The organism is Pseudomonas sp. NPDC096917, from assembly GCF_044762555.1.
Classification (GTDB): Bacteria; Pseudomonadota; Gammaproteobacteria; order Pseudomonadales; family Pseudomonadaceae; genus Aquipseudomonas.
This window is the reverse complement of sequence record NZ_JBIWEO010000017.1, coordinates 66,413-89,413: the sequence shown is the minus strand read 5'-3', so window position 1 is coordinate 89,413 and position 23,001 is coordinate 66,413. Positions and strand designations below refer to the sequence as shown.

23 protein-coding genes and 1 pseudogene are annotated in these 23,001 nt (G+C 57.5%); 11 read left to right on the top strand and 13 right to left on the bottom strand.

Features of this window, described 5'->3' with window-relative positions; translation table 11 throughout:
- Positions 1 to 5: 5 nt before the first annotated feature.
- Together ACIQYF_RS19045 and ACIQYF_RS19040 are read right to left on the bottom strand one after the other, a co-directional pair.
- The gene (locus ACIQYF_RS19045) at positions 6 to 1,571 is read right to left on the bottom strand and encodes a TIGR01244 family sulfur transferase (RefSeq protein ID WP_402864924.1); all 1,566 of its coding nucleotides are present in this window, start codon (positions 1,569 to 1,571) and stop codon (positions 6 to 8) included.
- 44 nt (positions 1,572 to 1,615) lie between these two features.
- Positions 1,616 to 1,945, bottom strand: coding sequence for a metalloregulator ArsR/SmtB family transcription factor (locus tag ACIQYF_RS19040; RefSeq protein WP_402864922.1), 330 nt, complete (start codon positions 1,943 to 1,945; stop codon positions 1,616 to 1,618).
- Between the two features lie 92 nt (positions 1,946 to 2,037).
- Between ACIQYF_RS19040 and ACIQYF_RS19035 the strand changes: the two genes are divergently transcribed.
- Positions 2,038 to 2,901 carry an MBL fold metallo-hydrolase gene (locus ACIQYF_RS19035; protein WP_402864920.1) on the top strand — a complete coding sequence of 288 codons (864 nt, stop codon included), beginning with the start codon at positions 2,038 to 2,040 and terminating at the stop codon, positions 2,899 to 2,901.
- An 80-nt stretch (positions 2,902 to 2,981) separates the two neighbouring features.
- Here ACIQYF_RS19035 and ACIQYF_RS19030 read toward each other — a convergent pair whose 3' ends face one another.
- Together ACIQYF_RS19030 and ACIQYF_RS19025 are read right to left on the bottom strand one after the other, a co-directional pair.
- Positions 2,982 to 3,875, bottom strand: coding sequence for a PA4780 family RIO1-like protein kinase (locus ACIQYF_RS19030; protein ID WP_402864918.1), 894 nt, complete (start codon positions 3,873 to 3,875; stop codon positions 2,982 to 2,984).
- A gap of 246 nt (positions 3,876 to 4,121) precedes the next feature.
- A complete protein-coding gene (locus ACIQYF_RS19025) occupies positions 4,122 to 4,913 on the bottom strand; it encodes an AraC family transcriptional regulator (protein WP_402864916.1) in 792 nt (263 codons plus the stop codon).
- A gap of 82 nt (positions 4,914 to 4,995) precedes the next feature.
- On the opposite strand from ACIQYF_RS19025, the gene ACIQYF_RS19020 reads away from it, so the two are divergent.
- Complete coding sequence (locus tag ACIQYF_RS19020; protein WP_402864914.1) at positions 4,996 to 6,024, top strand: bile acid:sodium symporter family protein; 1,029 nt, start codon at positions 4,996 to 4,998, stop codon at positions 6,022 to 6,024.
- Positions 6,025 to 6,227: 203 nt separating this feature from the next.
- Here ACIQYF_RS19020 and ACIQYF_RS19015 read toward each other — a convergent pair.
- The 3 genes and pseudogenes from ACIQYF_RS19015 to ACIQYF_RS19005 form a co-directional block, all read right to left on the bottom strand.
- Positions 6,228 to 6,772, bottom strand: a pseudogene (locus ACIQYF_RS19015) (DUF2515 family protein).
- 108 nt (positions 6,773 to 6,880) lie between these two features.
- A complete protein-coding gene (locus ACIQYF_RS19010; RefSeq protein WP_402864912.1) occupies positions 6,881 to 7,033 on the bottom strand; it encodes a hypothetical protein in 153 nt (50 codons plus the stop codon).
- Between the two features lie 165 nt (positions 7,034 to 7,198).
- Positions 7,199 to 8,473, bottom strand: a complete 1,275-nt coding sequence (locus tag ACIQYF_RS19005) for an acetyl-CoA C-acetyltransferase (RefSeq protein ID WP_402864910.1) — start codon at positions 8,471 to 8,473, stop codon at positions 7,199 to 7,201.
- Between the two features lie 122 nt (positions 8,474 to 8,595).
- On the opposite strand from ACIQYF_RS19005, the gene ACIQYF_RS19000 reads away from it, so the two are divergent.
- The 7 genes from ACIQYF_RS19000 to ACIQYF_RS18970 all read left to right on the top strand — a co-directional run bounded on the left by ACIQYF_RS19000 (position 8,596) and on the right by ACIQYF_RS18970 (position 15,507).
- Complete coding sequence (locus ACIQYF_RS19000; RefSeq protein WP_402864908.1) at positions 8,596 to 9,948, top strand: 3-oxoacyl-ACP reductase; 1,353 nt, start codon at positions 8,596 to 8,598, stop codon at positions 9,946 to 9,948.
- Between the two features lie 3 nt (positions 9,949 to 9,951).
- Positions 9,952 to 10,818 (top strand): MaoC family dehydratase, encoded by an 867-nt coding sequence (locus ACIQYF_RS18995; RefSeq protein ID WP_402864906.1) that lies wholly within the window; start codon positions 9,952 to 9,954, stop codon positions 10,816 to 10,818.
- Positions 10,819 to 11,016: 198 nt separating this feature from the next.
- Positions 11,017 to 11,322, top strand: coding sequence for a MazG-like family protein (locus ACIQYF_RS18990; RefSeq protein WP_402864904.1), 306 nt, complete (start codon positions 11,017 to 11,019; stop codon positions 11,320 to 11,322).
- Positions 11,319 to 12,068 carry a methyltransferase domain-containing protein gene (locus ACIQYF_RS18985; protein ID WP_402864902.1) on the top strand — a complete coding sequence of 250 codons (750 nt, stop codon included), beginning with the start codon at positions 11,319 to 11,321 and terminating at the stop codon, positions 12,066 to 12,068. Before ACIQYF_RS18990 ends, ACIQYF_RS18985 begins: the two co-directional genes overlap by 4 nt.
- 23 nt (positions 12,069 to 12,091) lie before the next feature.
- Positions 12,092 to 12,706 carry a DUF4136 domain-containing protein gene (locus ACIQYF_RS18980; RefSeq protein ID WP_402864900.1) on the top strand — a complete coding sequence of 205 codons (615 nt, stop codon included), beginning with the start codon at positions 12,092 to 12,094 and terminating at the stop codon, positions 12,704 to 12,706.
- A gap of 27 nt (positions 12,707 to 12,733) precedes the next feature.
- Positions 12,734 to 13,321 carry a DUF4136 domain-containing protein gene (locus ACIQYF_RS18975; RefSeq protein WP_402864898.1) on the top strand — a complete coding sequence of 196 codons (588 nt, stop codon included), beginning with the start codon at positions 12,734 to 12,736 and terminating at the stop codon, positions 13,319 to 13,321.
- Positions 13,322 to 13,509: 188 nt separating this feature from the next.
- Positions 13,510 to 15,507: a pilus assembly protein TadG-related protein gene (locus ACIQYF_RS18970; RefSeq protein ID WP_402864896.1), complete on the top strand. Its 1,998-nt coding sequence runs from the start codon at positions 13,510 to 13,512 to the stop codon at positions 15,505 to 15,507.
- On the opposite strand, the gene ACIQYF_RS18965 is transcribed toward ACIQYF_RS18970, so the two are convergent.
- Together ACIQYF_RS18965 and ACIQYF_RS18960 are read right to left on the bottom strand one after the other, a co-directional pair.
- The gene (locus tag ACIQYF_RS18965) at positions 15,496 to 18,222 is read right to left on the bottom strand and encodes an ATP-binding protein (RefSeq protein ID WP_402864894.1); all 2,727 of its coding nucleotides are present in this window, start codon (positions 18,220 to 18,222) and stop codon (positions 15,496 to 15,498) included. The genes ACIQYF_RS18970 and ACIQYF_RS18965 overlap by 12 nt on opposite strands.
- A gap of 26 nt (positions 18,223 to 18,248) precedes the next feature.
- Complete coding sequence (locus ACIQYF_RS18960; RefSeq protein ID WP_402864892.1) at positions 18,249 to 18,689, bottom strand: TadE family protein; 441 nt, start codon at positions 18,687 to 18,689, stop codon at positions 18,249 to 18,251.
- 71 nt (positions 18,690 to 18,760) lie between these two features.
- Between ACIQYF_RS18960 and ACIQYF_RS18955 the strand changes: the two genes are divergently transcribed.
- Complete coding sequence (locus ACIQYF_RS18955) at positions 18,761 to 19,237, top strand: prepilin peptidase (RefSeq protein WP_402864890.1); 477 nt, start codon at positions 18,761 to 18,763, stop codon at positions 19,235 to 19,237.
- Positions 19,238 to 19,356: 119 nt separating this feature from the next.
- Positions 19,357 to 20,136 carry a response regulator transcription factor gene (locus ACIQYF_RS18950; RefSeq protein WP_402864888.1) on the top strand — a complete coding sequence of 260 codons (780 nt, stop codon included), beginning with the start codon at positions 19,357 to 19,359 and terminating at the stop codon, positions 20,134 to 20,136.
- A gap of 97 nt (positions 20,137 to 20,233) precedes the next feature.
- Here the strand turns inward: ACIQYF_RS18950 and ACIQYF_RS18945 are convergent, their stop codons facing one another.
- The 4 genes from ACIQYF_RS18945 to ACIQYF_RS18930 are packed head-to-tail and all read right to left on the bottom strand — an operon-like array spanning position 20,234 to position 22,998.
- Positions 20,234 to 20,500 (bottom strand): DUF3613 domain-containing protein, encoded by a 267-nt coding sequence (locus ACIQYF_RS18945; protein WP_402864886.1) that lies wholly within the window; start codon positions 20,498 to 20,500, stop codon positions 20,234 to 20,236.
- A gap of 17 nt (positions 20,501 to 20,517) precedes the next feature.
- Positions 20,518 to 21,213 carry a tetratricopeptide repeat protein gene (locus tag ACIQYF_RS18940; RefSeq protein WP_402864884.1) on the bottom strand — a complete coding sequence of 232 codons (696 nt, stop codon included), beginning with the start codon at positions 21,211 to 21,213 and terminating at the stop codon, positions 20,518 to 20,520.
- 14 nt (positions 21,214 to 21,227) lie between these two features.
- Positions 21,228 to 22,112, bottom strand: coding sequence for a type II secretion system F family protein (locus tag ACIQYF_RS18935; RefSeq protein ID WP_402864882.1), 885 nt, complete (start codon positions 22,110 to 22,112; stop codon positions 21,228 to 21,230).
- A gap of 1 nt (position 22,113) precedes the next feature.
- A complete protein-coding gene (locus tag ACIQYF_RS18930; RefSeq protein ID WP_402864880.1) occupies positions 22,114 to 22,998 on the bottom strand; it encodes a type II secretion system F family protein in 885 nt (294 codons plus the stop codon).
- Positions 22,999 to 23,001: the final 3 nt, after the last annotated feature.

The window sequence follows — 23,001 nt, the reverse complement described above, 5'->3', positions numbered from 1 at the left end:
TGAACTCAGTCCTGCTTGCAGTCAGTGAACCACTCGCGGCCTTTGAGCATGCCTTGCCAATAAAACCATGGCAGCAGCGTCGCCTTCAGGAACCACGCCGACTTGCGCGGTACAACCGGGTCCAGCGGGAACGTCGGCAGCAATTTACCGCCATAGCCAAACTCGGCCAAAATCACTTTTCCTTTTTCCACCGTCAGCGGGCAAGAACCATAGCCGTCATAACGCTTGGGCAACGCAACCCCTTTGCGCAGGGCAATCAGGTTGTCGGCCACCACCACAACTTGCTTGCGAGCCGCCGCTGCCGTCTTGGCATTGGATGTTCCGCACACGTCGCCTACCGCGAAAATTTCGGGGTAACGCGGGTGTTGCAACGTCGCCGGATCGGTTTCAAACCAGCCGGCCTTGTCTGCCAGCTCACTGCGGCGGATCACATCCGGCGCCTGCTGTGGCGGCACCACATGTAGCATGTCGAAACGTTTTTCATGGCGGGTAACCTGGCCATCAACCCCCGTCACATCAAACCAGGCGGTCTTGTTAGGTCCGTCGACCTTGACCAGATTGGACTGAAACGCCAACTGAGCCTTGTAGGCTTCAACGTATTTCATCAATGGTGGGACAAAGGTCGGGACACCAAACAGCACCGCGCCGGCCAGGTTGAACTCCACCGAAATCGAATCCAGAACACCCTGCTTGCGCCAGTGATCACACGACAAGTACATGGCTTTTTGCGGTGCACCGGCACATTTGATCGGCATGCCCGGCTGCGTAAACAGCGCTTTGCCACCGCGCAGCGAACGCACCAGCTCCCAGGTATAGGGCGCCAGGTCATGTCGGTAATTGGACGTGACGCCATGCTTGCCCAAGGTTTCTTCCAGGCCTTCGATGTTCTCCCAGGCCAGTTGCAGCCCAGGGCAAACGATCAATTGCTGATAGCCAAGCTCAGTGCCATCGCTGATCAACACCACTTTGCGTTGCGGCGCAAAGGCGCAAAGCGATGCCTTGATCCATTGCGCCCCTTTGGGCATCACCTCACCGGTGGGCCGCACCGTGTCTTTGACGTCGTAGGCACCACCGCCCACCAGCGTCCACGCTGGCTGATAGTAGTGTTCGGTGTTGGGTTCGATCACCGCGATGCGCAAGGATGCATCGCGCTTGAGCAAGCTGGCCGTTACCGAGATACCGGCCGAGCCGCCGCCAATCACGACCACGTCAAATTGGCGGACTTCACGCACGCTCCGAGTCGCTGCTTCATACAGCTTTAAGGAGCGATTACCGGTGCGGCAATACGCCAATACCGGCTTGGGCATCTCGCTCAACAATTGATGCAACTGCTGCGCTTGCTCGGGAGTCGCCCCGCTGGTTTGCACGGGCAGGTAAGCAAAGCCTAGCCCCAAGGCCTCAGCGGCCTGCTGCATGGACGTGTGCTCGGGTTGCTCCGGCCCGCCTTCATGGTCTGGGCGATTGCAGATCACACTGCGAAAACCCAGCGCGGCCAATGCTTGGAGTTCCGACAGCGCGAGCTGCCCTGATACAGAAAATGTGTCGTCGATTCGCTTGATGGTTGGCTCCATGGGTCACTCCAGGCACAACAAAAATGAATGGAATAGTTGGCCCGTTACTTCTTGAGCGCTTGACCGCAATACAGACCCGACAGGGTTTGCATCACCGAAACCACTTCGAAGCTGGCGAGCGAGTAGAAAATGAATTTACCCATCCTGCGGGTATTGACCATGCCCTCATCGCGCAACACGCCAAGTTGTTGCGACAAGGTGGGCTGCCGGATCCCCGTCAGCGCTTCAAGCTCGCCGACATTGCGTTCGCCTTGCGTCAGTTGGCACAGCAATAGCAGCCGATCTTCATTGGCCAAGGCTTTAAGCAGGGTGCAGGCTTTGGTGGCAGAATCGCGCAGAAGGCCGATCTCTTCACTGGTGAGCTGAGCAGGCATGGAAGGCTCCGTAACGTAATGGTCGACAGTCTACGACTCGATAATATATGTTTCAATATATTGAAACTCTTTTGATACACGTGAGGCTTTCCATGCACGCCGAAATTCAAGGCTTCTACGACCCTGCCACCTCGACCGTGAGCTACGTGGTGTACGAAGCCAGTGGGGGCAAGTGCGCAATCATTGACCCGGTACTCGATTACAACGCCGCCGCCGGGCGCATCAGTACCGACAGCGCAGACAGCATCCTTGGTTTTGTAGAAGCCCACGGCCTGAAGGTGCAGTGGCTACTGGAGACACACGCCCACGCCGATCACCTGTCAGCCAGCGCCTACCTCAAGCAAAAACTCGGCGGCCAGATTGGCATCGGCTCGGCGATCACCCAGGTACAAGGCGTGTTTCGCGACCTCTACAACCTTGAGCCTGAATTCCAACTGGACGGTTCGCAATTCGACCATTTGTTTGAACCCGATGAAGTGTTCCAGATTGGCCGACTCCAGGTGCGGGCGCTCCACGTGCCGGGCCACACGCCGGCGGATATGGCCTATCAGATCGAAAATCACACTATTTTCGTGGGCGACACCCTGTTCATGCCGGATGTCGGCACCGCACGTTGCGATTTTCCGGGGGGCGATGCACAGCAGCTGTATCAATCGATCAAACGCCTGCTGGCCTTGCCGAGCGACACGCGACTGTTCATGTGCCACGACTACCCGCCAGCCGGTCGCGAGGCCCGTTGGTCGACCACCGTTGGCGAACAGCGCGCTCGAAATATTCATGTCAACGACAGCATCGCGCTGGCGGACTTTGTCGACATGCGCACGGCCCGCGACGCCACTCTGGGCGTGCCGGCACTCCTAATCCCGGCCATACAAGTCAACATCCGCGCCGGCAACCTGCCGCCAGCCGATGAAAGCGGGTTGCGCAGCTTAAAAATCCCTTTGAACCGGTTTTAAAGACTGCAAAGCGCTCCCTCACACTCAGTATTCTCCAGGCATAAAAAATCCGGCCTGAGCCGGATTTTTCATTCATCGAATCACTGCATCCAGGGTGGAGGCGGCTCTTCGGCTTTGCTCGGTGGTGCATCATCAGCAGCACGCACCGCCTGGCGACGTTCTTCGTCCAGTCGAGCCGCTTCAATCTCGCGGATCACACCGCCGACATCCGCCAACTCTTCAGGCTCTTCAAACTCACCCGTCAATACGCTGGTAGGGCTCAAGGTGCCCGCTTCGTAAAGCGCCCACATTTCCTTGGCGTACTTGGTTTTCTTCAACTCCGGCGCGAAACGTCCGAAGTAAGAAGCCATGTTGCCAACGTCCCGCTCCAGCATGCTGAACGCGTGGTTGTTGCCCGCCGCGTCGACAGCCTGCGGCAGGTCGATAATCACCGGCCCTGTCGGCGTGAGCAGCACGTTGAACTCGGACAAGTCACCGTGAACCAGCCCCGTGCACAGCATCAGCACGATCTGCGAAATCAGGTACGCGTGGTACTCGCGGGCCTGATCCGGCTCCAGCACAACGTCATTCAGACGCGGCGCCGCATCGCCATACTCATCGGCCACCAACTCCATCAACAGCACGCCTTCAAGGAAGTCGAACGGCTTGGGAACCCGAACACCGGCACCTGCCAAGCGAAACAGTGCTGCCACTTCAGCGTTCTGCCAGGCATCTTCGGTTTCTTTACGACCAAACTTCGAGCCCTTGGCCATCGCTCGAGCCTGACGGCTGTTACGAACCTTGCGACCCTCCTGATATTCAGCGGCCTGGCGAAAACTTCGTTTGTTTGCCTCCTTATAAACCTTGGCGCATCGCAGCTCATTGCCGCAGCGGACCACGTAAACAGCTGCTTCTTTGCCACTCATGAGTGGGCGCAGCACCTCGTCGATCAGACCGTCTTCGATCAGGGGTTCTAAGCGTTTTGGAGTCTTCATCAGCTTTTATTGTGGGTCCTTTGTTACCAAACACGCGAATGTCACTCGTTATACGGCAATCCACTCATTACGGGGAAGGGGCGAACGTGTATGAGTCGCTTGTAGACACGTCATGTGCCAAAAATTCCGAATGGCATGGATGATAGTCGAGCGCCAACCGAAGAGCATCGACTAATCCCGTTGAATAAACGCGCACCTACTAGAGCAGGGGTAAACGTATGCAGGCCATTTTCGAAAAGCGCCTTATTAATGTCTGAATAACTCGCCGGGCGTGAAGCCAAACATCTTTTTAAAGGCCGCAATAAACGCCGACGTCGACTCATACCCGCACGACAGCGCGGCCAGCGTCACACTGGCGCCCTCTTCAAGTACACGCAAAGACGAAAGCAAGCGCATACGCTGACGCCAACGGCGAAAACTCAAACCGGTTTCACGGTCAAATAAACGCATCAGGGTTTTTTCAGATGTGCCCAAACGCTCGGCCCAGAGGCTCAGGCTCGCGTCAGCGTCCGGGTTTTCGATCAGTTCATTACACAGCGTCAACAACCGCGCATGCCGTGGCAATGGCAGCGAAAAACCGACCTGACTCAAACCCGCCAGTTGATCGAGCAACACCTGCACCAAGCGTTGCTCCGGGCTTGCGCCCTCCGGGTAATCCACCGGCAAAGCGCAAAAGCTTTTGATCAACTCCCGCGCCAACGGCGTGACTTCCAGTACGCGGCAGTGCCCCGGTGCCCACAGGCACGCTTCACGGCGCACGTACAAGCTGCGCATCTCGGCGCGCATCGAGGTCACGACTTCATGCTCCAGCCCGGCGGGGATCCAGATCCCCCACTGTGGCGGCGCGAAAAAACTGCCTTCGTCGGTGTGCACGCCAAGCACACCGCTGATGGCGTAAGAAAACTGCACCCAATCATGTCGATGACGCGGCGTCCAAGACCCGGCCCCCAAGCTTTCGGCGCGGGCATACAGCGGCCGAGGCAAGGTATTGAGCGCAGGAATCGCACGTTGCGTACCACGTTGTCCGTTTGGCGGCATTGATTGGCCTTATGTCGCAAGACGTCAGATAGGGCCGACGTTAGGCTAAGTCATCAATTCTTACAATATTCAGGGGCCCGCGATGGCTATGTTCAAACACCTCAAACGATTGTTCACCGACTGGTTTCTGTGCGGCATGTTGGTGGCGACATTTCTCTCCTATCTGTTTCCGACCTTCGGCAGCACGGGCGGGGCGATGCACGCAGAAGTGGTGATCAATGTCGGCGTATTTCTGGTGTTTTTCCTGCACGGGGTCAACCTGTCCAGCGAGCAAATCCGCCATGGCCTGCAAAACATACGCCTGCACCTCATGGTTCAGGGCTTCACCTTTATCGTGTTTCCGCTGATGTGGGTGCTCGCCAACACGTTACTGGGTGCGCACATTCCGCCACTGCTGATGCTCGGCTTTTTCTACCTGTGCGCCCTGCCCTCAACCATTTCCTCATCCGTGGCCCTTACAGGCAGCGCAGGCGGCAACGTGCCCGCGGCGATTCTCAACGCCAGCCTGTCCAGCGTCATGGGGATATTTTTGACACCCTTGCTGGTGAGCTTTGTGATGGGCAGCGGTTCAGGCGGTATCGATCTGGGCTCAACCCTGCTCGACCTGTGCGCCATGCTCTTGTTGCCGCTGGTACTCGGGCAATTGGTGCGCCCGTTGTTCGGACGCTTTTTCGCCCGCCACAAGCGCTACACCAACATCTGCGACAAACTGGTGATCTTGCTGCTGGTGTACGCCGCGTTCTGTAACTCGATGGTCTCGGGCATGTGGCAACAGCAAGGCTCATCGGTGATTTTCTGCGCCTTTGCCGGTAGCGCGATGCTGCTCGCCATCATCCTGTATTTGACCACCCGCACCGCCCGCGCCCTCAGGTTCAGCACCGCAGACGAGATCGCGGCCGTGTTCTGCGCCAGCAAAAAATCACTCGCCGCAGGTGCACCCATGGCCGCCCTGATCTTTGGCGCCAACCCCGGGATTGGGCTGATTCTGCTGCCAATCATGATCTATCACCCGTTGCAGCTCATCGTGTGCTCGGTGATGGCCGAAAGCTACGCCAGCCGTAACCACCAAGAGAAAGCCGCGCTAAACCCACCCGCAGTGCCCGCCAACTAGTCCAAGGGACGAAGGCTGCGATCTTTTGATGGCTTATAAGACCGCAGCCTTCCGCGCCCAAACCCTGCACAAAATTGATCAACTGATGATTACATGCACGGAAATTTTCGAGTCCTTGGCAGGCTCGGGTGCTTCATTTTCAAGACTCATTCTGCTGGGTGTCATGGCCTAAAGAAGATGAAAGAGCGGGCGTTATGCGCAGGTTATTCTTCGTCGCCTTGCACCCACGGGCTAGCGATCGCAAGTGTGATCATGTAGCGCTCTTCGTCAGGCCGTCTGCTGTCCTTGAAACGCCCCAAAAGCACCATGACCTGATGAAACTTCGGATGCCCATAAATGCCCGCGCGGTGTTTCAAACAGGTCTTTAACTCCTGAAGCCCGCGTTTCTTATAAAACGCATGCAGCGGGAAGATATCCAGAAACAAAGTGGTATTGCCCAAAGCCATCATGTCGTACACATGCTGGAACTGTTGCTGGACAACAGACTGCACGTCACCCGCAAGCCAAACATCTAAAGGCACAGGGTTTTGGGCATCCCGAGTTTGATATTCACGCAGCAATTGATGTTGCGGCGCCATCTGGTCCTTCGTGAACAGGCCCCAATCGCGTCGACTGTCACGTAAGTCTTGCTGCGCATCTTCTTCTGCTTGAATACGCTCAATCGCGTGCGCTGCATGCAGCAACCCGCACCCCACTTGCTTGGACGCAAACGCTGCCAACCCGGCCATTGAAAACGCGAGTCGTGCAACCACAACCGGGCATACGCCGCATTGATGGCGCGGTTACGCTCTTTAGAGTCGGCAATCAACGTGCCACCGGGAGCGACGATCTCTTCAGCTTTGCGCTGAAAAATGCGCTAAATACACGCGCAGGTCAGGATCGGCACATCAGTCACTAACGTCTGAACGCCGTAAAGTTCCATCACATGGCTTTTACACTCATCCAGCGGTGTAGTGCTTTCATTCAACTTCTGGGTGTCGCAGGGGTGGTCTTTAAAACACTGACTCATGGGCTGGGTCCGGGGCATTTTTTGCGATCCTAACAGCCCAATACTTGCGCGCAGCATCACCCAAAAAATCAGGACATGCCTTACTGCTCCCAGCGCTCAATACTGTAGGAACGAGCGCGTTACACGGTCTTAAGATCGCGACCTTCGGCAGCGGCTACAGATGCCTTAACGCTCAATAATCGCTGTAACGCCCTGACCGCCCGCCGCACAAATCGAGATCAAACCTCGTCCCTGCCCGGCCGTGGCGAGCAATTTGGACAAGTTGGTCACGATCCGCCCACCGGTCGCGGCAAATGGATGCCCAATCGCCAATGAGCTGCCTTTGACGTTCAGTTTGCGGCGATCGATGGCGCCCAGCGGCGCATCCAACCCCAGTCTTTTCTGGCAGTACTCGGCGTCTTCCCAGGCCTTCAAGGTGCACAGCACCTGCGCAGCAAACGCTTCGTGAATCTCGTAGTAGTCAAAGTCCTGCAAGGTCAGGCCATTGCGTGCCAAAAGCCGTGGGACCGCATACACCGGGGCCATCAGCAAGCCTTCGGCGCCATGCACGAAATCCACGGCAGCCGTTTCGCCATCTCGCCAATAAGCCAAAATCGGCAACCCGTGTTCTTTAGCCCATTCCTCACTGCCGAGCAAAACCACTGAGGCGCCATCGGTCAGCGGTGTGGAGTTACCCGCCGTCAAGGTGCCTTTGGCGCTGCGTTCGAACACGGGCTTAAGGGCTGCGAGTTTCTCCAGCGTCAGGTCCGGGCGCAGGTTGTTGTCGCGGCTCAACCCCCGAAACGGGGTGATCAAGTCATCTTCCCAGCCCGCGTGATACGCCGCGCTCAGCGCCTGGTGGCTGTGCAGGGCCAGCGCATCTTGCTCGGTGCGAGGGATGTTCCAGGTTTGAGCCATCAACTCGCAGTGCTGGCCCATCGACAACCCGGTACGGGGTTCGCCATTACGTGGAAACTCAGGCTTTAAAAAACTGGGACGCAACTCAAGCAAGGTTTTGATCTTGTCCAGCGGCGCCTTGGTTCGGTTGAACTGCAACAACCACTGGCGCAGCCCGTCATTCAAGCCAATCGGCACGTCCGAAGCGCTGTCGACGCCACCGGCAATCGCGCACTCGATCTGCCCCAAGGCAATTTTATTGGCCACCAGCAGTGCAGCTTCAAGCCCCGTCCCACACGCTTGCTGCAGGTCATAGGCAGGGGTTTGCGGCGACAAACGCGACCCCAGCACGCACTCGCGAGTGAGGCTAAAGTCTCTGGAGTCCTTGAGCACCGCCCCGGCCACCACTTCGCCCATGCGCAGCCCGTGCAGGTTGTAGCGCTCGATCAACCCTTCCAGCGCCGCCGTCAACATCGCCTGATTACTGGCGGTCGCGTACGGCCCATTGGAACGGGCAAATGGAATCCGGTTACCGCCAATAATGGCTACACGACGCAAACTCATAAGATGTTCCCTATTCTTTCAAGGCCTTTGATCGTAACAAGCGTAGGCCTTATCGCTGATAACGAACGACCATGACATGTTTGTGGTCAACCCTTTGAACCCCATCTGTCGGAGAGTGTTCCATGTCAGACCGTTATATCGACTTTGCCAACTCATCCATCGGCCATCGCCTGGTCGGTGCAGTGGGTCTGCCGTCACCGGTACGACTGGAACGCTGGCAAGCAGGCCGGGTGCGACCGGTAGAAGGCGCGCTGTTGTTGGGCGGCGGCGCACTGGCGGCCAAGGTGGGCGGATTTGCCAGCAAACTCACCGACGCCGTGTTCGGCTACGGCACCGGGCCATGGGAGGCGAACCCGTGGATTCCTGGCCAAGGGCCCAAGCTCAAAGCCGTCGTGTTTGATGCCAGCGAGTTGCTGCACGCCGATCAGCTCAAGCAATTGCGCGAGTTCTTCCAGCCGCTGCTGCGCAGTCTTGCGCCCTGCGCGCACATCGTGATGTTGGGCCGGGCGCCCGAAACCCTGCGTGATCCCTTTGCCGCCAGCGCCCAGCGCGCCCTTGAAGGGTTTAGCCGCTCACTGGCCAAAGAATTGCGCAGTGGTGGCACGTTGCAGCTGTTGTATGTCGGTGAAGGTGCCGAAGATCAGCTCGAAGGCGCTCTGCGGTTTTTCCTCTCACCGAAAAGCGCGTTCATCAGCGCTCAAGTGGTGCGCCTGCGCCCATGCGCCACTCAGGTGGCGGACTGGACCCGCCCACTGGCCGGACGCAAAGCCCTGGTCACCGGCGCGGCGCGCGGCATTGGCGCCTCGATTGCCGAGACCCTGGCCCGCGACGGTGCCGAGGTGATCCTGCTCGACGTGCCAGCGGCTAAAAGTGATCTCGATGCACTCGCCGCGCGCTTGGGCGGGCGCAGCATTGCACTGGATATTTGCGCCGCAGAGGCTCCCGTGCAGTTGATCGAACACCTGCCCGAGGGCGTCGATATTGTGGTGCACAACGCCGGTATCACCCGCGACAAAACCTTGGCCAACATGACACCCGAATTTTGGGATGCGGTGCTCGCGGTCAATCTAAACGCCCCCCAAGTGCTGACCAAAGCCCTGCTGGACAACGGCACCCTGCGCGATAACGGACGGGTGATTTTGCTCGCGTCCATCAGCGGCATCGCCGGCAATCGCGGCCAAACCAACTACGCGGCCAGCAAAGCCGGGTTGATCGGCCTGGCTCAAGCCTGGGCGCCGCTGCTGGGCGAGCGCGGCATCAGCATCAACGCCGTGGCCCCCGGATTTATCGAAACCCAAATGACCGCGCATATCCCGTTTGCCCTGCGCGAAGCCGGGCGGCGCATGAGCTCTCTGGGCCAGGGCGGTTTGCCACAAGACGTGGCCGAAGCCGTGGCGTGGTTAAGCCAGCCGGGGTCGGGCGCCGTCAGCGGGCAAGCGCTGCGGGTGTGCGGCCAAAGTGTACTGGGGGCCTAAACCATGACCGTGCATTGGCTCGACCTCGACAGCCCGCCGCCCTTGCCTGCGCTGTATGCCCACGCAGCCACCAAGCGCAAAATCACCGGCAACACCCTCCCGGAGCAAGGATTACGCTGCTGGGTCGACGTCGAGGCCAAGTCGCTGGCTGCTTTTCGGGATGTCTGCGGATTAGCACCAAGCCCGCTGTTACCGCCGACGTATCCCCATGTTTTAGCCTTTGGCCTGCAAATGCAGCTACTGACCGACAAGGACTTTCCCTTCCCGCTGCTCGGGCTGATTCACCTGAGCAATCGGATTCGGGTGTTGCGCCCCTTGGGCGGCGTGACGCAGTTGCGCATCGGTGTATTTGTGCACAACCTGCAAAAACACCCCAAGGGCGCGACGTTTGAGGTCGTGACTCAGGCCGATGACCTGCTCGGGCCATTGTGGGAGGCCGAAAGTAGGTTGCTGTGCAAAGGCGTCGAGGTGCCGGGCGAGGTGCCGGGCGAGGTGCCGCAGACCGCAACGCCAGCGCCGATGGCGTTGAGCGAACTGACACGCTGGTACGCCCCCGCCGGTATTGGCCGCCAGTACGCCAAAGTGTCCGGTGACTACAACCCCATCCACCTGAGCGCCGCCAGCGCCAAGCTCTTTGGCCTGCCCAGCGCCATCGCCCACGGGCTTTGGCTAAAGGCGCGTGCACTCGCGGCGCTCACCACGCATTTACCGGTGGCCAATGTCGAGATCAACGTGGCGTTTAAAAAGCCGGTACGCCTGCCCAATGAAGTCATCTTGCTGAGCAGCGATGCGGGGGCCAGTGGTGACTTCCAGCTCAATGGGCAGGGGGACTTGGTGCACATGGTCGGACAGTGGCGGCCGGTGAGCTGAGAGAGACACGTGTAGCCGCTGGCGCAGGCGACGAAAAGGGCCGGAGGACCTTCAATCTTGTAAAGGCACGCCCCCTTCGGGTCCGCTCGCGGCCTGCGGCAACGGCTACAAAAGATCTTCGCGAGGTGACGATGCCTTTCACTTGCACCAATTCTTATTCCGCCGCAAGCTTTGCTCCTTCTGGAGAACCCACCCCCGATGAACCTCGACGAACTCACTCAACGCCTGCACCGCATTCGCGATAACAACGACTGGAAACAATTTCACAGCCCGAAAAACCTGGCCATGGCGGCGAGTGTCGAAATGGCCGAGCTGGTGGAAATTTTTCAGTGGCTCAGCGAAGACCAATCACGCCAACTGCCCGCCGAACAACGGGCCCACGCCGGACAGGAAGTGGGCGACATCGTGCTGTATCTGCTGCTGTTATGCAGTGAATTGGGGCTGGACATGAATGAAGTGGTACGCAGCAAACTGGCCGACAGCGAAAGGCGTTTCAGCAAATGAGTGACCGTCACTTCGATCAACTGGCCACCCGCTTCGCCGAGAAAATCTATGGCGGTGCCAAAGGTGCCATTCGCTTGGCCGTGCTTCAGGCCGACCTACAAGAATCATTGCCGCAGCGCCCGCTGCGCGTGCTGGACATCGGCGCAGGCCTTGGCCATATGTCGCTGTGGCTGGCTCAACAAGGGCACGACGTCACCCTGGCAGAACCTGCTGCACCGATGCTCGAAGGCGCGCGTCAGCGCTTTGTCGAGGCAGGCCAGACCGGCACCTTTATTCAGGCACCGTGGCAAGAATTGCTGGGGCAACTGACCGAGCCCTACGACCTGGTACTCTGCCATGCCGTGCTGGAATGGTTGGCCGAACCTCACGCAATTCTGCCCGTGCTGCACCAACTGACCGCCAAAGACGGCTGGCTGTCGCTGGCGTTTTATAACCGCGACGCGCTGATCTATCGCAACCTGCTCAAAGGCCACTTCCGCAAAATGCGCAAGAACGACATGGCAGGCGAAAAACAAAGCCTCACCCCGCAACAACCGCTCGATCCGCGCGCGCTGGCGACCGCGCTTGAAGGCCTGTGGCACGTTGAAACGCAAAGTGGTGTACGGGTGTTTCACGACTACATGCCAGTGGAGTTTCAAGCCCGCGCCGAGCTGCAAGCACTGGTTGAAATGGAACTGGCCCATCGTCGCCATCCAGCGTTTGCGGGGCTTGGACGTTATCTGCATTGGGTTTGCCGCCCGGTTTAAACCATCCGTTCGAGGAGTACATGATGTATCGCCGCGTCGCCTTGCTCGTTTTAAGCCTCGGCTTGGGGGCGTGCCAAAGCCCCAACCCTTACATCGCCAGCTCCCTGCCAATGCAACCTGCTCCGGCGCAAGCGGCCAACACCCTGGACTTGAGCGCCTACCCGGCGGCGCCACGGGACTACGGCCGTTATCAAAGCTGGGCCTGGCTCAATGGCCGCCTGCCTGCGGGCTCGGCATGGGCAGATTCGGCACAAATCGCCGAAGCCGTGAGTAACGCCCTGGACCAACGAGGATTGCGGCCTGCACGGCCAAACCGTCCAGCAGACCTGCTGGTCAGCGCAGATTTACACACAGAAAAACGTCTGCGTCAGGTTCAGGAAGACTATGGTTATGGCGGTATGTATGGCGACCGATATGGCCGCTATGGCAACCCGTACGGCATGTACAACAGCGTACCGGTGGTGCGCACCTATGAAGTTGAAGTGATGGTGGTGCGCATCAACTTGTATGACGGAAAAACCGGTCAACCGGTCTGGAGTTCAAGTGCAGAGACCAGCAGTAAAGGCAGCCTGAGCGAACGCGGTGACGCCCTGCGCGAATCACTGAACAAGGCAGTGCAGGCTTATCCTCCCCATTAAGACTGTTTTTTAAGTGGAGCAATCATCATGTTAAGGCGCATTGCGTTATTGGGATTGGCCCTGTTGCTCAGTGCTTGTGAAAGCATGCAGGTTACCAACGACTTCAACCCTACTGTGGATTTCGCACAGTTTCGAACCTGGGCCTGGAAAGACCCTGCCGTGCAATACCAACCGAACAATCCGATGCTCAAGAGTGACCTGACAGAGCAACGGATTATTCAGGCCGTCAGCAGCCAACTGGACCAACGCGGCCTACGCCCGGTGGCGGCGGGCGGCAAGCCGGACCTGTTGGTGCAAACCTACCTGATCGTGGCCAACCGCCAGGAACAGGTGGTGACTAACTACGGCTATGGCGGTCCATGGGGCGGGCCTTGGGGAGGTTACTGGGGTGGCCCATGGGAAGGTTATTGGGGCCCTGCGGCGTACAACGAAACCCGCAATGTGATCTATCAGGTCGGCACCCTGCAGATCGACCTGACCGATGCCAAAGACGGCAGGCTGGTCTGGCGTGGCAGCGCTGAAAAAACCCTCAACGACAGCCCGACACCGCAAGAACGCAGCGCGGCCATCCGCGAAGCGGTGACGAAAATCCTGAGTAATTACCCACCCAAGTAACTCATACAACTTTATAAGGGATAACTTACTCACGAAGTAACTAAGCCATAGGGATTAATACTTTCGCGAGTAAGTTACACCCCATAAAAACTGCTATAAAAAAGGCCACCAGCCAGTACTTCTTGACTACACTCGCTTAAACTTTGGAGCGTTAGCGCTGGACGTTGTTCCAGCCTCAGGAGTGCTCGATGTCTCCCCAACTACGTGGTGTGCATTTCATCGGCCGTGAGCAACAACGCGGGGCAATTGGCTTAATGGCGGCACTGACACTTGGGATGGTGCTGGTCTTTATGTTGCTGGTGGTCGACAGCGGCCGCCTCTACCTGGAGCAGCGCAAGCTGCAACGGGTGGCGGACATGGCCGCGCTCGAGACCGTCAGTCGGGGTGGCACTTGTGCCGCCACGCCTTCGACGGCCACCCTCTATGCCACCCAAAACGCAGCCCGTAACAGCTTCGTCCCCGCCGGTACGCTTCAGACCCTGAGTGCAGCGTGCGGCACCTTGGTGACCGTCAAGAACCTGCGCACCTTTCAACTCGATCCCACCAAGACCGACGCTATCCGCATCATTGTCACCAACACCATCCCCACCAGCATCGCCGGTGGATTGTGGCAATTGTTTACCACCGGGACATTTGGACAGACAACACAATTGACAGCGAGTGCGGTAGGGGCTGCTCCAAAGGGGCTACTTGCGCAGATAAGTATCCGAAGTACCCTGGCAACAGTAACGACTGACTCTCAGGCGGCTATATTAAATGCGGTTTTTAGCTCCCTGCTTGGGGGAAATATCACTTTAAGTGTTGCCGGGTGGAATGGACTTCTTAATGGCAACATCAACCTCCTGAAGTTCATGGACCAACTTGCCCTTGATCTTAAACTTTCGGCAGGTAATTACGATAAATTGTTGTCCGCCAATACAACCCTCACTCAATTACTGACGACCGCTCTCACCGTTGCCAAAGCAAACGGAGCAACGGCGGATTTAACCGCCAGCTTGGATAGCCTGCTGCAAGCAGCCCTTAAGGTGAAGCCCACTACGCTCAAGCTGGGCGACCTGCTCAACTTGGCAACCGGCACAAAATCGGCGGGGGTGGATGCAAACCTGCAAGCCTTTCAACTGGTGCAGGCTTTTATTCAAATCGCCAATAGTAAGAACGCGGTTGACCTGACAGTGCCGGCCAAAATACCGGGCTTACTGAGCGTAACGCTCGCGATGAAAGTGATACAGCCCCCCCAATTTTCAGCTATCGGTGACCCCAGTTCCGGCCAACTCATTTCCGTGCGTACCGCTCAGGTCAGAACGCTTATTGCTGTCGACTTGGCCCTGGGGCCCATCACTAACCTGAGTAACGCCGTAGCAGGGTTGGCCAGCACACTTTTCACTGCTTTGAATAAAGCGTTGTCGCTTGACTTAGTCGGGTTGCTTGACGATTTGTTTTGCCCGCGCCCCGATGGCTGCAAGAAAATTTCCCCTCTGTTACTGCCAGACCCTCACATATTCATCAGCCTTGATGCCGGTGGCGCCCAGGCCCAAATAGCCGGTTATAGCTGCCCAGTCGGCGACACCGGCCTTAAAAGCCTGACCGTTACCACGACAAAGTCTTTAGTCGATTTGAGGATCGGGAAAATTGATCCCACAACGGCTTTTTCTTCTACTGCTGCGCCGGTAGCCACAGCGATACCCATCGTCGATTTGGGTACACAAACTTGCTACAAGACGCTTATTCTTTTTGAGTCGTGCGACGCCAGGGTGCCTTTTGCGGCAGGCGGCATTGGCCTCATGGCCAACAGCAATGTTTTGCCAAGCCCACCCCAGACGCTGGTATTTTCAAAAAACATGACACCTGACGCAACGCCACCCAATTTGAAACTGCCACCGGCCATTCTGGGCACGCCTCCTACGAAAGACATTGTTAACAGCTTGTCCAGCACACTGAGCGGCATCGGGATTAAGGCTTACGCTCCGCAGGACAACAACGTTTTCAGTACTGTCTTGACCACGCTCACCGGGCTGATCACGTCAGTGAGTGACCTTTTGAATCCCGTCATCCAGAAATTGCTCAGTCCGTTGCTGGACCCGCTCATCAACAATTTACTTTCTGCATTGGGGATCAGTCTGGTAGACGTCCAGATCGGCGCCAACCTTAACTGTGCTCAAGGCGGACGCGCCCAACTAGTCCTTTGACAGCCCCGCCGGTTCAACCACCGGTAACTCCACGCAAAACCGGGCGCCGTGCCCGGTGTTGCAGACACTCAACCGGCCGCCCATGTTGTTGATAATGCCGTAACTGACGGACAGCCCCAGCCCTGTGCCCTGACCGACCGCCTTGGTGGTGAAGAAAGGCTCGAAGATCCGCTCCAGCAAACGCGGGTCGATGCCGCCGCCGTTGTCTTCCACCCACAGGCGGACACAGTTGCCACACGACTCTGCGCTCAGTGAGATCCAGGGTTGGAAGTCGCGATCGGTTTCACGTTTGCTCATCAGCACGTCACGGGCATTAACCAGCAAGTTGATCAGCACTTGCTCCAATTGGTCGGAGTAACCACGCACGTGTGCAGTACAGGCAAGGCCCTCACTGCGCACCTGAACCCCTTTACCGCGTAAACCTTCGCCCAACAAAGCCAAGGTGCCTTCCAGCGCCTGCGCGGGATTGAACACCTGTTGCTCGATTTCAGAACGACGACCGAACACCCGCATATGGTCAACCACCCGCGCCGCACGCTGGATTTGCGCATCGATGCGAGTAAGCTTTTCGAGCAGGTAGTCCACCTGTACGTCGTCATTGCTCAGACGCTTGAGCACGTTGGCGATGGCCATCCGCATCACATTCAGCGGCTGATTGATCTCATGGGCCAGGCCGGTGGCCATCTCACCGAGGGTAGCCATTTTTGCACCGTGAGTCAGTTGCTGCTGCGAGCGACGCACCTCGGTGTTGTCGCGGCCAACGGCCTGTATTTCCAAGAGGTTGCCTTGGGCGTCAAAGACGCCTCGATCCGACCATACCCACCACGCATATTCGCGCCCCGGGAGTTGCAAGCTGATTTCCGCCGTACTCACCGGAAACTCCACACTCAAGTTTGCGATGCGACGTACAAACGCTTCGCGCTGTTCAGGCGACAACCAACTGCCCAGATTGATACCCGCAAGCTGCTCCGGGGCGCACTCCAAATAGGTGGCCAGCGGTTGGTTGCCAAACGTCAGGGTCAGATCCGGCAGGTACCGGCAAATCATCGCAGGCGAGTCTTCCACCAGCATCCGGTAACGTTCTTCGCTGCGCCGCACTCGCTCAGAGTTCTCGGTGGCTTCGGTGATGTCCAACCACAGCCCTACGGTTTCAATAGGGAGCCCCAAGTCATCACGCAGCAGTCTGGCCTCGTCCAGCAACCAGTGATAATTGCCGCGACGATCTCGCAACCGGTAACGGCCTCGGGCACTGCCCAAACGCATGAGTTGGCGCGAGCGCTCCAAGTACTGTTCACGGTCATCGGGATGTATCCAATCGATCAGCGCAGTGCGGGTGGCGTCTTCCAGCGTCCAGCCCAGTAAGGGTTTCAAACTGTCACTGAAAAAAGCGGGCACTAACGCACCTTGGTCATAGCGCTGTACGTAAATCACCGCCGGTGAACTGGCGATCAAATTGTCCAACCGTGCATGGGCCGCCGCAGCTTGCATCTGCTGGTTCTTGATAACGCTGACATCGAGCATAAACCCCACGATACGCCGTAGGTTGCCTCTGCCCATTGCCTGGCCTTGAATCCGATACCACTGCGCAGGCTCTGCGCTCTGCGACTGATGCAGCCGCGCGCATACCAGCAACTCTTTACCGTTATCCAGTAGCTCGTTAAAACGGCTACTCAGCTCATCCCGATCCGCAGGATGAAACAGCGCCAGCCACGCTTCGCGCGTCAAAGAAGCCTGCGTCGACAACACGCGTTGAGCCAATTGAGGTGCCAGTTGCAGGTGCTCATCGGGTATCGACCACTCCCACCATCCCGCGCCCAGTAAACCTTGCAGTGCCTCATTGCGGTCACGGTCTTCGATCTGCTGCTGCTCGCGCAAACGTTCCAGCAACGGGCCAGCCAACTCAGCACACATCTGCGACCAGTCGCTCTCACTCATCTGCTCTGAGGGGGGATAAAACCCGAGCAGCAGCCACGCGCTAATCCCGCGCTGGTCGCGATAGGGCACACACAACCCCTCGGTGGCCGCGCCAAACAGACTGCTGAGCGCAAGGTGTTGCCCTTTGGCAGAGTCAAGATTGATGCGCTGCGCAGCACCGAGGCTGTCCAGGGCGCAGCCAATAAACTGTCCCGCCCGCCACAGTTGAGGGGCGTCAAAAGCCTGATACACGCTGTAGAGGCTCCACCCCTGCTGCTCAGCATCGCGCAGCGCCAGAGCGACGCAGGGCACATGTCCGTGCTGGGCCACACGCTGCAACGACTCAAGCATCACCTCAGGCAAACGCGTCAGGGCGCACATGCGTAATTGCCCAGCCACGCTCAAGCTCAGTTGTGTGCAATACTCACGACGGCGGGCCTGCTGACTGCTGCGCCGCAAATCACTGATATCCAGCAGTTGTAGCAGCCAGCCATCGGCCTGCGGTTGAATCCAGCCTCGGGTGTGCAGCACCGGCTGCGCGCTTCTCTGAAAGTCCAGATCAAGGCTTTGCCCCACCCAATCCGCTGGCGTGCCCTCCAGCGCCTGGGTGCTACCTGGCACCACGTAATCGAGCAGCAACCGTGGCGCCTCATCCCGGGTCGCCCAAGCCAGGCCATAACGCTGCGCACCGAATGTTTTAAGCACTCGTCCCTGATGATCAAGCAACATTTGCAGGCTCATAGGGCTGCCCGACTGTGGCTCGCTCAGATCGGTCAGATGCTCGTTATCACGCGCCGTCATTCGCCCAAAAAACCTTCCCTCCGGGTTCAAAACTGAAGGCTCGAGGTGGACGACAACGTGGGCGGCAAGCTGGGCACGGTTATATTTCCCGGCAATTTGAGCACCGGCAAAATGGCGTTCAACGTAGCGACAGGCAGGGTAACCGTCACGGTTAATACGCCTGCGTTGTACACCGCCGTTTTGCTGACATTGGTGGTCAGCGCGGTCGGCAGTGAGCCCAGTTGCGTGTCCAGCACGCTTTTGGCCAGGGTTTCAACCTGGTTTTTGTAATCATCCGCCGCCAGCGACGGGTCGACCGCCATGCTACGTCGCACCGCCTCTGCGGTGGCTTGATTGAAAGACTGCATCAGCAACAGCGGAAAGCTGTAGCTGAGAACCCCATAAAGAACTGCGAAAAAGATCACAAAAACCAGCGCAAATTCAATGGCTGCTGCACCTTTTTGCTTCTTGGGAAGGCCTGTGTTCATGACTGCGTCTACCCTGATAAATCACCGTGATATCAGCATAGAATCATTCAAAAAAAAGGAATGTTTTTTACGTGATCCATTTACTCATTGTGTTCATTTGGCTAGCCGCCTGTGCCGCCCAAGACCTGTATTCGCGCCACATCGCCAACACACTCACGTTTGGCGCTGCGGGTCTGGCACTGGTGTATTTACTCTGGGTTGGCCAGACCTGGCTCGGCGCCAGCGCTGCAGAAGGAGGCTGGGCGCTGCTGATTGCATTAGTACTGACCCTGCCAGGTTATGCGCTGAACAAATTGGGCGCGGGCGACGTAAAACTGCTTATCGCGCTGGCACTGGCAACCGACCGTCAGATGCTGCTGGGCACGTTCATCGGCGCAGGCCTGTGCGCCGGACTTTGGTACTGGCTCACGCCAAAAATGTTGAATCCTATGAATCAACGCCTTAGCTCTTCACTTGTTCAAAACACAGCCCAAGTGTCAAAAAAACTACCTTTTGCACCGTTCTTGCTAGGTGGTTTCGGCCTGACTACTGTGTGTCTAACCCAGTAAAAACATTGGGTTTAATGGTTGTACAGCAGGTAAAAGTACGACTATGTTTTAAAAACCACCGCCATTCGATTGAATGGTAAAGGACGCCTTAAAATGGCTTGGCAGGCATGGAGTAACGCGTGAACAAGCTCACCTCAAAAATAAAAGTACTTGTCGTCGACGACCAACCTTTGATTGTCGAAGAATTGTGCGAATTCCTGGAAAGCAGCGGATACCGCTGTGCGCCCTGTCATTCCAGTCACGACGCGATCAGGGCCTTCATCGAAGACCCCGAAATAGGTTTGGTCCTGTGTGATCTGCACATGCCCGACATGAACGGCATCGAACTGACTCAGCAACTGCAAAAAATAGCCGGCAAAAATCGGTTGTTTGAAAGCATTTTGCTGACCGGCCGAGCCGACAAGCAGGACGTGATCAAAGCCTTGCGCATTGGTATCGCCGACTACTATCAAAAGCCGGTAGACCTTGATGAATTACTCGAGGGCATTCAGCGTCAGGATGCGATTCTGCACGAACGACAAAAAAGTGAGCATTTGGGCCACTTGAACCAGAAGCTGCAGTATTTGGCTGAGTCGATCGATGACCTTTATCACGACATGGAATCGGTGCGTCGCCCTCCCCCCCTCAAAAGCAGCCCCACAGGGGATGATGCGACTTTAAGCGGCGGCATACCGGCGATTTTCAAGCAACTGTCACCGCGGCAATTGGATGTGGCAAAACTGGTGAGCAAAGGCCAGACCAACTATCAGATTGCGTGCGATTTGGGCATCACTGAAAACACCGTCAAACTCTATGTGTCGCAAGTGTTGCGCCTGACCCACATGAACAATCGAACTCAACTGGCGCTGGCTCTGTCCCCCAATGTAGCCAGCCAACCGCAGAAACTGACCGCGCACTGACCCCTCTTTTGAGCGCCGCGCAGACTGCGATATTTGGACTGTGCTGTTTCACTCTCCAAAGATCGCAGTTAACACGTTTCCTGACCCAGGCCCAACCTCACTCTTGCTTGGCCTTCCCCCCCTCATCCTGTTTGAAGTGCTCGGGTATGGGATAACTGTAGGTGTCCAGCCAACGCTGGAGGCTGCGCTCACGCTCGGGTGGAGTGGCCGTCTGCACGACAGGCGACTTAGCCTGACCACTCACCTGAAGCTGCAACCAGCGTTCGGTTTCCTGCTGCGAGGTCGACGCCGGCCCCGGCTGAATGGCCAAGGCACTGAGCGGCATCACGGCTAACAGCAAACCCAATCGAACAGAACATTTCATGGCAAACCTCCAACGCTTTATTTAAGAGCCGCCACCTGGTTGCTGGCCGGGCTGGCAGCCTGAGCTTTGAGTGCTTGTGCCCTTGCTTGCGCATCGCCCACTTGCTCGGGGGTTAACTCGGCGCGCGACACCAGTTCAGCGGCCTGCTTCCACTGGTCTTGATAGATCAGCAACGTCACCAGATTCAGCGCCGCCAGCGAATCGGCTTGTTTAAGCTCCAAGGCCGTCAAAAACTCAAAACGCGCTTGGTCTATCCGCAGTTGATTGAGGTACACCACGCCCAGGTCATTGCGGATTTTTGCATCCGTCGGAGCCGCCTGTGCGGCACGTTCAAGGTAAGAAGCAGCGAGGGCGTTATCACCTCGTGCGGCGGCAAGTTGACCCAGCCCATGGTTGCCTTCGGCGCTCAGGCAGGTGCGCAATAAGCCGCTATACAACGGTTCGGCTTCAGGCCGCCCCAACTGCCGATAAATACGCGCCTTGCGCAGTTGTACCTCTGCATAGCGCTCCGGCAGGCTTTGCAGGTTCGCAAGGCTGGCGTGCAACTTGCCTTCCTGGGCCATGTCATCCGCCAGTTTCATGGACAACTCCTGGTCGGCGCTCAGCTTGGAGCAACTGCCGCCACTCAAGCTCGCCCACGGCGGATTACTCAGCCCCCCTGTGGCACAACCTCCCAACATCAATAGCGCACAAACGGCAATGACAACTTTCATGCTCATACTCCTGATCAAGAGCCAAAGGCCCGTGCGATAGCAATAAAACTCGGGCCGCCCAAGACAATCAGGAGCGCCGGAAACAGAAACATCATCATCACCACCGACATCTTGGCTGACATCTTTGAGATGTATTCCTCCATACGCGTAAGCCGTCGGTCATCAAGCAAGCTTTTCAGCGACTGCAATGACTTCATCGCACCACCGCCCTGCTGGATCAATTGCTGAAGAATCACGCAGGTATCGTCAAACTCATCCACCGCCAGCAAACTGGCGGCTTTGTCCAGCTCTTGGCTCAACTCCAGCCCTGAGTCGACACGGGCCAGCACCAGGCGCAACTCTGAGGTCAGCACAGGCAACAAATGCCGCCCCTCCTGGCTCAGCACCCGCAACGCTTGCTCAACGGCCATGCCCGACTCAAACAAAATGCGCAGCAACGGAATAAACGTTGAAACCTCCACAGCGGCTTCTTGCTGACGTTTTTTAGCGACGTAGGCCAGCATCCGCTTGGGGATGAGATAACCCAGCGCCAACGCGAACAGCAGCACAATGGCCAGATAGCCAGAACGTGGAAAAAACAGCTCATGGCCTAAAAAAGCCAGCCCCGCCAGCGCAACTGGCGTACCGACCTGAAAGGCAGCGAACAGCGAGCGCTGGCTAGCAGTGCGCCACCCCACACGGTTGAGCAAGATTTGCGTTTCGTTGTCCATCGACACCGAACGCTGACCAAACTTGCTACTGCCCAGCGCCCGCACCCACAGGCTGATTTTGCCTGGGCCGGTCTTGTCGCCCTCCAGTCGCTGCACCACCCGCTGTTGACGCAAACGCTGCTGGACCGCGGTACTGATCAACACCCCAAAAGCGCCAATCAACAAAAGTACGCTTATCAACAAGGCCATGTCATACGCTCCGTACCATGCGCCACAGTGCAAAACAGCCAATTGCCTGCATGGCAAAAGCCGTAATCAGCAAGTGTTGACCACTCGGGTCATGCCACATATTGACCAGAAAGGTCGGGTTGGTAAGCATGAAATAGCCGCCGACCATCAGCGGTAGCAGTGCCAATACCAGCGCCGTTACACGGGTTTCACCGGTCATGGCCTTAAGCTTGCGCGCCCCTGACTCACGCTCACGAATCAGTACGATCAGGTTTTCCAGCAACTCGCTGGCGTTGCCGCCGTAGCGGTGGTTAACCTTCAAACCGAGCGCAAACATTCGGAACTCGTCACGCTCATACAGCTCGGCAAAGTCCTGCACCGCCTCGGGCAAACTCACACCTAACTGCACGTTGCGCGACACCCGGCTGATGCTGCTTTTAAGCGGATCATTGGACACCTCGATGGCATTCAGAACAGCGTCGGCCAACGTGCGTCCGGCCTTCAGGCTGCGCACACAGTGATCAAGCAGTTGTGGCAGTTGCTCCACCATGCGCCGTACCCGGCGCTGGTAACGCCAGCTGATAAACAGCCGCAAGCACAGCGGCGGCCCGATCAGAAACACGAAAAAAAGAACCCAGCCGCCAAGCAGGCCGGCCAACACCACAGCCACCCCCCAAATGGCCAGCCACAGCCCCAGGCGCTCGGATGGACGCCCCAGACCCGCCTGAATAAACACCCGGTCCAACCACGCAACACCCAGCGTTTTTTCCACCAATTGCGGCTGCCCCTGCGTCAAGCGCTCAAGCACTCGGCTGGTGGTGGGGTCACGCAGGGCAAGGTAGACCAGGCGCATCGACATCAGGAACATCATCAAACTAATCACAAAGAGGACTAAGGCCGGGATCATGAT

Bases quoted from the DNA above. Each gene is read 5' to 3' on its own strand.
- ACIQYF_RS18965 (WP_402864894.1), bottom strand. From the start codon at position 18,222: ATGACGGCGCGTGATAACGAGCATCTGACCGATCTGAGCGAGCCACAG.
- ACIQYF_RS18960 (WP_402864892.1), bottom strand. From the start codon at position 18,689: ATGAACACAGGCCTTCCCAAGAAGCAAAAAGGTGCAGCAGCCATTGAA.
- ACIQYF_RS18995 (WP_402864906.1), top strand. From the start codon at position 9,952: ATGACCGTGCATTGGCTCGACCTCGACAGCCCGCCGCCCTTGCCTGCG.
- ACIQYF_RS18990 (WP_402864904.1), top strand. From the start codon at position 11,017: ATGAACCTCGACGAACTCACTCAACGCCTGCACCGCATTCGCGATAAC.
- ACIQYF_RS18980 (WP_402864900.1), top strand. From the start codon at position 12,092: ATGTATCGCCGCGTCGCCTTGCTCGTTTTAAGCCTCGGCTTGGGGGCG.
- ACIQYF_RS18940 (WP_402864884.1), bottom strand. From the start codon at position 21,213: ATGAAAGTTGTCATTGCCGTTTGTGCGCTATTGATGTTGGGAGGTTGT.
- ACIQYF_RS18930 (WP_402864880.1), bottom strand. From the start codon at position 22,998: ATGATCCCGGCCTTAGTCCTCTTTGTGATTAGTTTGATGATGTTCCTG.
- ACIQYF_RS19000 (WP_402864908.1), top strand. From the start codon at position 8,596: ATGTCAGACCGTTATATCGACTTTGCCAACTCATCCATCGGCCATCGC.
- ACIQYF_RS19010 (WP_402864912.1), bottom strand. From the start codon at position 7,033: ATGAGTCAGTGTTTTAAAGACCACCCCTGCGACACCCAGAAGTTGAAT.
- ACIQYF_RS18945 (WP_402864886.1), bottom strand. From the start codon at position 20,500: ATGAAATGTTCTGTTCGATTGGGTTTGCTGTTAGCCGTGATGCCGCTC.
- ACIQYF_RS19040 (WP_402864922.1), bottom strand. From the start codon at position 1,945: ATGCCTGCTCAGCTCACCAGTGAAGAGATCGGCCTTCTGCGCGATTCT.
- ACIQYF_RS19020 (WP_402864914.1), top strand. From the start codon at position 4,996: ATGGCTATGTTCAAACACCTCAAACGATTGTTCACCGACTGGTTTCTG.
- ACIQYF_RS19035 (WP_402864920.1), top strand. From the start codon at position 2,038: ATGCACGCCGAAATTCAAGGCTTCTACGACCCTGCCACCTCGACCGTG.
- ACIQYF_RS19030 (WP_402864918.1), bottom strand. From the start codon at position 3,875: ATGAAGACTCCAAAACGCTTAGAACCCCTGATCGAAGACGGTCTGATC.
- ACIQYF_RS19005 (WP_402864910.1), bottom strand. From the start codon at position 8,473: ATGAGTTTGCGTCGTGTAGCCATTATTGGCGGTAACCGGATTCCATTT.
- ACIQYF_RS18975 (WP_402864898.1), top strand. From the start codon at position 12,734: ATGTTAAGGCGCATTGCGTTATTGGGATTGGCCCTGTTGCTCAGTGCT.
- ACIQYF_RS19025 (WP_402864916.1), bottom strand. From the start codon at position 4,913: ATGCCGCCAAACGGACAACGTGGTACGCAACGTGCGATTCCTGCGCTC.
- ACIQYF_RS18970 (WP_402864896.1), top strand. From the start codon at position 13,510: ATGTCTCCCCAACTACGTGGTGTGCATTTCATCGGCCGTGAGCAACAA.
- ACIQYF_RS18935 (WP_402864882.1), bottom strand. From the start codon at position 22,112: ATGGCCTTGTTGATAAGCGTACTTTTGTTGATTGGCGCTTTTGGGGTG.
- ACIQYF_RS18985 (WP_402864902.1), top strand. From the start codon at position 11,319: ATGAGTGACCGTCACTTCGATCAACTGGCCACCCGCTTCGCCGAGAAA.
- ACIQYF_RS19045 (WP_402864924.1), bottom strand. From the start codon at position 1,571: ATGGAGCCAACCATCAAGCGAATCGACGACACATTTTCTGTATCAGGG.